The 2,210-nt window shown below is 42.7% G+C and carries 1 protein-coding gene; it reads right to left on the reverse strand.

What is annotated here, in order from left to right; all coding sequences use genetic code 11:
* Positions 1 to 630 precede the first annotated feature (630 nt).
* Positions 631 to 1,737 carry a glycosyltransferase family 47 protein gene (locus tag F6K37_RS39040; RefSeq protein ID WP_008189879.1) on the reverse strand — a complete coding sequence of 369 codons (1,107 nt, stop codon included), beginning with the start codon at positions 1,735 to 1,737 and terminating at the stop codon, positions 631 to 633.
* Positions 1,738 to 2,210 lie beyond the last annotated feature (473 nt).

A 2,210-nucleotide genomic window follows, 5' to 3' on the forward strand; every position in this document is an offset into this window, starting at 1 on the left:
CTATTTCTTCCCCCTCCCAGTCTACAATCAATAAATCGTTGGGACTACAGTGAAAGAAGGCGCAGAGTTGAGCGAGGGTAGTAAAAGCGATCGCTCTTAGCGGAAGCTGAGGCCTTTGGGCCACGCTTTGCGAACGCTTCATCGCATTCGCTTCCCCATTTTCAAGTTCCCTTAATTCTTGCCGATCGATTCCCGTAGATTCAGAAATTTCTTCGTAACTTATATTTCCGGAATTAGCTCTTAATTGGGCGTTGCTGATTCTGAGTATGGTTTCGCCCCCCTAGCCCCCCAATTCTGGGGGGAAAAACTCTCAAAGTCCCCCAGAATTGGGGGATTTAGGGGGCTTTAATAAAACCAGATTATCGCGCATTCATTCCTTAATTCAGCAACGCCCTTAATTGTGCTAGTTTAGTTGTGACTTTCATCGTGCAAACTCACCTGCTAGTTTCGATTTTATGAAATTAGGCAAAAATTCTAATAAAATTCCCGCGCCCCCGCCCCACACTTCCCTTCTTTTTTACAAAAATAGCACTACGCATTTAGATGTTTGACATTTCTAAACTCCGAAACCTAGTCCTAGCTTACTTTTGACTTCTGACTTCTAACTTCTGACTTGCGCGTAGCGCTATATCAGATGCACCCTACTGTTGCCTGTTCCCTGTTCCCTGTTCCCTTTGCTATAGGCAGATGACGATGAAAATTACGAAAGAACCCTTCTGGGGATACTCGTTCTTTCCAAATCCGGCGACACTCATACTGTAAATCTACAAATTCCCGGGATGATAGATTGTCGTGAAACTCAGCAATTTTATCGCCAATTAAATGAAGTTCATTCTCCTTTATCCAAACACAGTATTTCTTCCAATCAATGTCAAAGTCGTAGGGAAGCACACAATCGGTATCTACAAGAACTGGAATTCTGCCACAACACAATGCTTCATAGAAGCGAAAGGAATTGTTACCTGAGCCACGGCAACAGAAGATATAGTCACTGTCTATTAGGTTATACACAAATTCCAGCCGATGCTTTTGCTTCAACTTGAAGTCCGGTTGATTGAAGAAAACTGGGCGTTCTCTAATCAGAAAGTTGGTGATTATGTTAGGGTCTTTGGCTAAGATATCTAAGGCTCGACCTCTTAACACATGTCCCCAATTATAGGGAGGAATAGTAGTTGTCAAGTTCAAGACATTCTTTTTGACTCTAGACCATAAAAATTTTAAGTGGGTTTTGGGATTTTTCCTGACGGCATAACCACAGAAACCAACTACCGGTTTTAAGCATTTTTGGCGGATATTGAGTTTGTTGTCCAGATAGTTTTCAACAAAGTCTTCGCTCCAGTGAGGTAGGGTAAAATCGTTGTTTTTTCTAAGGGATCGATAGAGGGAGTTACGGAATACAAAATCACTTTCAATCGGTAAGTTAAGATGGGAAGAAGTTCCACCAAAAAAACTGATTAAGGGCTTGCCTGCTGATTTAACGTTTTCTGCTAATTGTCTGGCTTTATGTTCCAATTCAGAATTGCATAGTGCCCAATTAACTGGTACAATTGCAAAATCTGCTTCCTCCAGAGACGACATCTTAAATAGAGACTTTCCAATCTCTACATAGTGGTCAAAACAACTACTAATGGGATCCTCAGGATTTTCGGGAGGCTTGCCCCAAAAGGGGTATAGGATTGCCTCATAGGTCATGCCCTCTGGCAGATAGTTCTGGTCACAGAAAATTTTCAAAGTCATAATTTTAGGCTCTAGGGAACAGGGAATAGGGAACAGGGAAAAAATCCTGTGTACCTCAGGTGCGACCCGTGGTGAATTTAATTCGCCAAGGTCAAGCTCACCTAATAGCTAAAAAAACCCTCTAACACTTTAGACGTCATTAAATCACACTTTTAGGCTATATCCATGCCTTTTTGCCAAATTATTTAGTTTGAAAAATTCTTAGGGAGTAGGAAGCTTCAACGCAGAAATATATCTTAACCTTTACTACAACTGCCATACCAAAAATTTTGCCCGCCTATCACAGGCTGGAAGCCTGTTCCACATTGGGAAAAGGGTAAAGGGTTACGGAGTCCACTCCTGGGCACACACCACACGAAAACCAATATTGCCGACGAGGTGCCTCAAGGCCGGATTAAAGACGCCGCGAGACCCAGAACGGCAGTTTTTAGGCAAGGTGTAGCAGGAACCACCCCGCCACACCCGATATTTAT

This window comes from Moorena sp. SIO4E2, assembly GCF_010671945.1.
Lineage (GTDB): Bacteria > Cyanobacteriota > Cyanobacteriia > Cyanobacteriales > Coleofasciculaceae > Moorena > Moorena producens.